Annotated in this window: 5 protein-coding genes and 1 pseudogene; all 6 read left to right on the top strand. The window is 71.8% G+C overall.

The features are described 5' to 3' along the window. Window positions 1-450 precede the first annotated feature (450 nt). Entirely contained in the window at window positions 451-1,755 is a 1,305-nt protein-coding gene (locus NQ160_RS00030; RefSeq protein ID WP_257513173.1) for a hypothetical protein, read from the top strand. 103 nt (window positions 1,756-1,858) lie between these two features. Beyond that, a complete protein-coding gene (glmS, locus tag NQ160_RS00025; protein ID WP_257513172.1) occupies window positions 1,859-3,712 on the top strand; it encodes a glutamine--fructose-6-phosphate transaminase (isomerizing) in 1,854 nt (617 codons plus the stop codon). 75 nt (window positions 3,713-3,787) lie between these two features. Beyond that, window positions 3,788-4,183, top strand: a complete 396-nt coding sequence (locus NQ160_RS00020) for an ArsR/SmtB family transcription factor (RefSeq protein ID WP_257513171.1) — start codon at window positions 3,788-3,790, stop codon at window positions 4,181-4,183. Further along, on the top strand, window positions 4,180-4,686 hold the full coding sequence (locus tag NQ160_RS00015) for an SRPBCC domain-containing protein (RefSeq protein WP_257513170.1): 507 nt from the start codon (window positions 4,180-4,182) through the stop codon (window positions 4,684-4,686). The genes NQ160_RS00020 and NQ160_RS00015 overlap by 4 nt, the downstream gene beginning before the upstream one ends. 154 nt (window positions 4,687-4,840) lie before the next feature. Then, window positions 4,841-5,218, top strand: a complete 378-nt coding sequence (locus tag NQ160_RS00010; RefSeq protein WP_257513169.1) for a holo-ACP synthase — start codon at window positions 4,841-4,843, stop codon at window positions 5,216-5,218. Next, window positions 5,215-6,111 (top strand): annotated as a pseudogene (alr, locus tag NQ160_RS00005) (alanine racemase); the annotation flags it as partial. The gene NQ160_RS00010 and the pseudogene alr, both read left to right, overlap by 4 nt.

Below are 6,111 nucleotides of genomic sequence, written 5' to 3'. Positions count from 1 at the left end.
GTGGTTGGTGGGGGTGCTGTGGCGCGCGCTCCCCCCAACGCCCCCCACGGTGCACAGTGTCCCCAAATGCCCCCTGGATCGACAGACAGCATCGGCCCGGGACTCCCCAAATGCCTCAGGCCCCTGCCTGTCGGCGGCCATATTACACAGACCGGGCGTGTCCGCCATAGGGGGGACACGCGAGGCCGCATCGCCAGGGCGACCCGCTAGAATGATCGTGCCTGCGCGTACACTCAGCTGCCCCCCAAGCGGCGTTCTGGGCATGCTCCGTCCCCAACGGATCGTCCGGGAGTGCGCGGGCGAAGGGACCCTCTCGAGTAATTCAGTCCCCAAATGGCTGACTCGAGAGGGTCCCGCTTCGCATATCCGGCTATTGATTCACCGACACGCCTCTCCCGACCCCCATAATCGTGTTATGGGGGTTACCATTTCGCGCTCGAGATTCCGCTGATGCCACGTAGCGACATCCCGGTTCACGCGGCGTCGATCGCGGATGCCCGCCCGAAGTCGACCGTGGGGAGCACTGCCATGCCGTATGCGGACGCCCGCGATTCTGCGCGGCGGCGGCTGGGCGAGTGGGTGCGGCGCTCGCGGTCGGCGCGGATCGTGATCGGCCTGGTGGCGGTGCTGGTGTACTCCAGTTCCGGGGCGCCGCTGCCGTCGTACGCGGCCACACCGGTGCCGGCGGAGGTCGTCGTCGCCCCGGTCGTCGGCGAGCGGCTGGGTGGCGCCCTCGTGCCGCTGTCGACGGCGGGTCCGGTGTCCGAATCCACAGCCGAGCCCGCGCAGGCGGTGCTCTTCGTCCACGGCTGGCTCAGCACGTCACTGCCCGGCGCCGCCGACGACCAGCCGGGAATCGCCCAGTCGCCCTTCGCGCACCCCGCCGCGGCCGTGCAGGCGACCGCCGCCGACGAGGTCACCCATTCGCTGCAGCAGAGCCTGGAGTCCCTTCCCGGCACGACCTTGTACGCATTCGACTACTCGCAGACCGCCGCCGCCTGGATCGGCGGCAGCGCCGTGGTCGACGGACTCGCCGCCTCGATCCGGCAGTTGGCGCTCGAGACCGGTGCGCCGGTCGACGTGGTCGCCCACTCGATGGGCGGGCTGGCTCTGCGCCACGCCGTGGCCGCGCACCCCGACCTCATCCCCCTGATCGGGCAGGTCATCACGGTGGGGACGCCCACCCGGGGTTCGGATGCCGCCACGCTGCTGGACATCGTGTCGGTGGCCACCGGCACCGTGATCGGGGCGGGGTCTGCCGGTCGCGCCCTGATCGTCCCGGCGCTGGTGGACCTGTGCAACCGGGATCTCGAAGCGGACGCCATGAACGGCTGCGGACTACCGACCTGGCTGCGCACGTCGATCGCCAACACCGGCGAAGCAGGCCGGGCGCTGCATGCCGGCTCCGCGGAGCTGGCGAACATGCCCGACTGGCCGGCAGAGCTGGACGTGCACGCGATCGCCGGCGACGGCAGGCTGCGCGCCGGCGGACTCGTCGTCTCGGTGGGCGACGGCCTCGTCTCACGGGAGTCGGCCACAGCCGAGGCGGACACCGCCTTCGTGGTGCGGTGCGAGGACCGCGTCGCGCCGGGCATGACCGGCGTGGGCGAGCTGCTGGGCGGCAACACCACGCTGTCGTTCGGCGGGGCCGGATGCGCCCACGACGAGCTGTTGCGCAACCTCGACGTCGTGGAGAACGTGCGCGCCGTCATCGCGGGGGAGACGCTGCCGCCCGCCAACCCGCGCCTGCCGTAGCAGCTACCGCGGGCGGCATCCACTGCCTCGTCCCGCGGTAGCGCGACGGTGCGCCGGTGCGCCCGGCGCGGGTCGCCTCGCGCCCCGATCTATGATGGGCGGCATGTGCGGAATCATCGGATACGTCGGCCCGCGGCCGAGCCAGGACATCCTCCTCTCGGGCCTGGCCCGCCTCGAATACCGCGGCTACGACTCGGCGGGCATCGCCGTCATCGATGCCGACGGGCACCTCGACATGCGCAAGCACGCCGGCAAGCTCGCCGTGCTGCGCGACGATGTCGCCGCCCACCCCATGCCTGACGGCACCACCGGCATCGGCCACACCCGCTGGGCCACCCACGGTGGGCCGACCGACGCCAACGCGCACCCGCACCTCGCCGACGACGACAAGCTCGCCGTCATCCACAACGGCATCATCGAGAACTTCGCCGAGCTGAAGGCTGAGCTGCTGTCGGAGGGGTATACCTTCCGCAGCGAGACCGACACCGAGGTCGCCGCGGTGCTGCTCGGTCGCGCCTACCGCGAGCACGGTGGCGACCTCGTCGCCGCCTTCCGCTCGGTGGTCTCGCGTCTGGAGGGCGCCTTCACGCTGCTGGCGATGCACCAGGACAGCCCGGGCGTCGTCGTCGGTGCCCGCCGCAACTCGCCGCTGGTCATCGGCCTGGGCGAGGGTGAGAACTTCCTCGGCTCCGACGTCGCGGCCTTCGTCGAGCACACTCGCAACGCCCTGGCCATCGGCCAGGACCAGATCGTCACGATCACCCCCGACGCCGTCACCGTCACCGACTTCGACGGCAACGACGTCGACGTCGAGCCGTTCGAAGTGGTGTGGGATGCCTCGGCGGCGGAGAAGGGCGGCTGGTCGTCGTTCATGGCCAAGGAGGTCTCGGAAGAGCCCGAGGCCGTCGCCAACACCGTCCGCGGACGCATCCACGAAGGGCTCGTCCAGATCCCCGAGCTCGACGGGCTCGATGAGCTCTTCATCGGCATCCGCCGCATCGTGGTCATCGCCTGTGGCACCGCGGCCTACGCCGGCATGACCGGCAAGTACGCGCTGGAGCAGTGGACGCGCATCCCCGTCGACGTCGAGCTCGCCCACGAGTTCCGCTACCGCGATCCGGTGATCGGCCCTGACACGCTCGTAGTGTCGATCAGTCAGTCCGGCGAGACGATGGACACGCTGATGGCCGTCAAGTACGCCTCCTCGAAGGGGGCGAAGACGCTGTCGATCTGCAACACGCAGGGCGCGACGATCCCGCGGGAATCGGATGCCGTCGTGTACACCCACGCCGGCCCCGAGGTCGCGGTCGCCTCAACGAAGGCCTTCGTCGCCCAGATCACGGCCCTGTACCTGCTCGCTCTGCACGTCGGTCGGCTGCGCGAAACGCTCTCGCCCGTCGAGATCGCCGAGCACGCACGCGAGCTCGAGGCCATCCCCGGCAAGATCTCGCAGATCCTCGCCGAGGAGCAGTCCCACATCGAGCAGTTCGCGCACTGGATGGCCGACACCCGCTCGGTGCTGTTCCTCGGTCGTCACGTCGGCTACCCGATCGCGCTCGAAGGGGCTCTCAAGCTCAAGGAGATCTCCTACATCCACGCCGAGGGCTTCGCCGCGGGCGAGCTCAAGCATGGCCCCATCGCGCTGATCGAGGCCGGGCAGCCGGTGTTCGTGATCGTCCCGTCGCCCCGCGAGTCCGCCGAGCTGCACAAGAAGGTGGTCTCCAACATCCAGGAGATCCGGGCCCGCGGCGCCCGCGTGATCGCGGTGGCCGAAGAGGGGGATGCCGCCGTGCTCCCGTTCGCCGACGAGGTGCTGCGCATCCCGCTGGCGGGCCCCCTGTTCGAGCCGCTCCTGGCCGTCGTGCCGCTGCACATCTTCGCGATGGGCCTGGCAACGGCCAAGGGCCTCGACGTCGACCAGCCCCGCAACCTCGCGAAGTCCGTCACCGTCGAGTGAGTATTCGCGTTCCCGAGTGAGTATTCGCGTTCGCGAGCGCTTGACCGTATAAGTCGCAACTTATACGGTGGGTGCATGCACCCGTTCGACGTTCTGGCCGAAGCCGCACGGCGGCGCATGCTCGAGGTGCTCGCCGAGGGCGAGCAGCCCGCCGGCGCGATCGTCGACCTCGTCCGCAGCGAGTTCGGCATCTCGCAGCCGGCGGTCTCGCAGCACCTCCGCGTGCTGCGCGAGAACGGCTTCGCGACCGTGCGCGCCGAGGGTCCGCGCCGCATCTACGCCCTCGACCCGGCGGGCCCCGCGGCGGCCGAAGCGGCACTCGCGCGCCTGCGCGCCCCCTGGACCCAGCGGCTCGACGCCCTCGGCACCGAGATCGCCCGCGGCAAGCGCAAGCCCGCCGCGGCGGGAACGACCACGACGCAGGCGGCACCGCCGCGGCCTGCGCGACACGACCGGAAGGATGCCTCATGACCATCGACTCCCCGCTCATCGAGCGCCTCGGCGACGGCTACCGCCTCGTGTACGACGCGGTGTACCCCACCGACATCGACGACCTGTGGGAGGCCGTCACCCAGCGTGACCGCCTGGCGCGGTGGATGGGGGCCTACAGCGGCGATCTGCGTCTCGGCGGCACGTGGGAGGTCGCCGACGGCGACGGCGAAGGCACGTGGGGGCGCGGCGAGATCACCGCGTGCGATGCGCCCTACGGGTTCACGACGGTGTGGCACGCCGAGGGAGAGGAGCCGACCGAGCTCGTGGTGCGCCTCGAGCCCGCGGCGACGGGGACCCGGCTCGTGCTCGCGCACACCGGCATCCACTCGATGACCTATGGAGCCGGGTGGCAGACCTACCTCGAGCGGCTGGCCGCGGTGGCGGCCGACCCCGACGCGGACCTCGGCGGACCGGGGGCGTGGGACGCGCGGTACGCCGAGCTGCGCCCCGGCTACAGCGCGCGGTTCGCGGCGGCGATCTAGCGGCCACCACCCCGTCGGAATTCCTGCTCCCCGGGCGCATTCGGCCACCGGGCCGGCCCGCACGCAACCCGCGCCTTGAATTCCGACGCGCGGTCGCGAGGTATCCTGTCGGATGCCGCGCCCCGACGGGGACCGGTGTGCGAGGGAGGTGGCTGTGATCGTCGGAATCGGCGTCGACCTCGTGGACATCCCGCGGTTCGAGCGGTCGCTCGAACGCACGCCGCGACTGGCCGAGCGGCTCTTCTCGCCCGCGGAGCGGCTGCTGCCGCCGCGGTCTCTCGCTGCCCGCTACGCCGCCAAAGAGGCACTGATCAAGGCGCTGGGCGGGTCCGACGGCGTGCACTGGACCGAGATCGAGATCACCCCGGAGCCCTCGGGACGGCCGTGGTTCACCCTCACCGGATCGACGGCCGCGGTGGTCGCCGAACGCGGCATCACGGCGCTGCACCTGTCGCTGTCGCACGACGCGGGACTGGCGACCGCCTACGTGGTGGCCGAGTCCGCAGACCCGGGCAGAGGAGATGCGCGATGAACGGGATGCCTGCCGGCACGCTTCGCGAGGCGGTCATCGACGTCGGCGCGATCGGCGCGAACGTCAAGCGCCTCAAGCGCCTCACCGGAGTGGAGATCCTCGCGGTCGTGAAGGCCGACGGCTACGGGCATGGCGCCGTGCGCAGCGCACACGCCGCGCTCGACGCCGGGGCGACGCGCCTGGGAGTCGCCGACGTGACCGAGGCGCTGCAACTGCGGCGCGCGGGCATCCGGGCGCCGATCCTGGCGTGGCTGCATGCCCCGGGTGCCTCGTTCGCCCAGCCGGCGTCGCACGGCATCGAGATCGGGGTGTCACGGTTCGACCAGCTGCTCGCCGCGGCCGCGGCGGCGACGGCCGACCGGCCGGTCGCGGTGCACCTGAAGCTCGAGACCGGGCTCGGCCGCAACGGCGTCGCGCCGGCGGATTGGGCGACGGTCTTCGGCGGAGGCGGCCCGCCTGGAGCGGCTCGGGAGGGTGCGGGTGGTCGGTCTTTTCAGCCACCTCTCCAACACCTCGGCTGCCGACGACCGCGTCGCCCTCGCGCGGTTCCACGAGGGCGTGGCGCTGGCGGCATCGGCGGGGCTCACCCCCGAGGTGCGTCACATCGCCGCGACGGATGCCGCCATCGACCTGCCCGAGGCGCGCCTGGACTGCGTGCGCATCGGACTGGGCATGTACGGACTGTCGCCCTTCGAGGACCGCACCTCGGCCGACCTGGGACTGCGCCCCGCCATGACGCTGCGCGCGCCCGTCGTGGCCGTGCGGCGCGTCCCGGCGGGGCAGGGCGTCTCGTACGGATACGCCCACCGCACCGCGGCCGAGACGACCCTCGCGCTCGTCCCCCTCGGGTACGCCGACGGGGTGCCGCGCGCGGCGTCGGCCCGGGGACCGGT

This window comes from Microbacterium sp. zg.Y909, from assembly GCF_024626565.1.
Note: the sequence above shows the minus strand (reverse complement) of the source record. Positions and strands in the feature narration are given on the sequence as shown.

Coding starts and splice junctions, on each gene's coding strand:
- glmS (WP_257513172.1), top strand. CDS start 1,859: ATGTGCGGAATCATCGGATACGTCGGCCCGCGGCCGAGCCAGGACATC.
- NQ160_RS00015 (WP_257513170.1), top strand. CDS start 4,180: ATGACCATCGACTCCCCGCTCATCGAGCGCCTCGGCGACGGCTACCGC.
- NQ160_RS00020 (WP_257513171.1), top strand. CDS start 3,788: ATGCACCCGTTCGACGTTCTGGCCGAAGCCGCACGGCGGCGCATGCTC.
- NQ160_RS00030 (WP_257513173.1), top strand. CDS start 451: ATGCCACGTAGCGACATCCCGGTTCACGCGGCGTCGATCGCGGATGCC.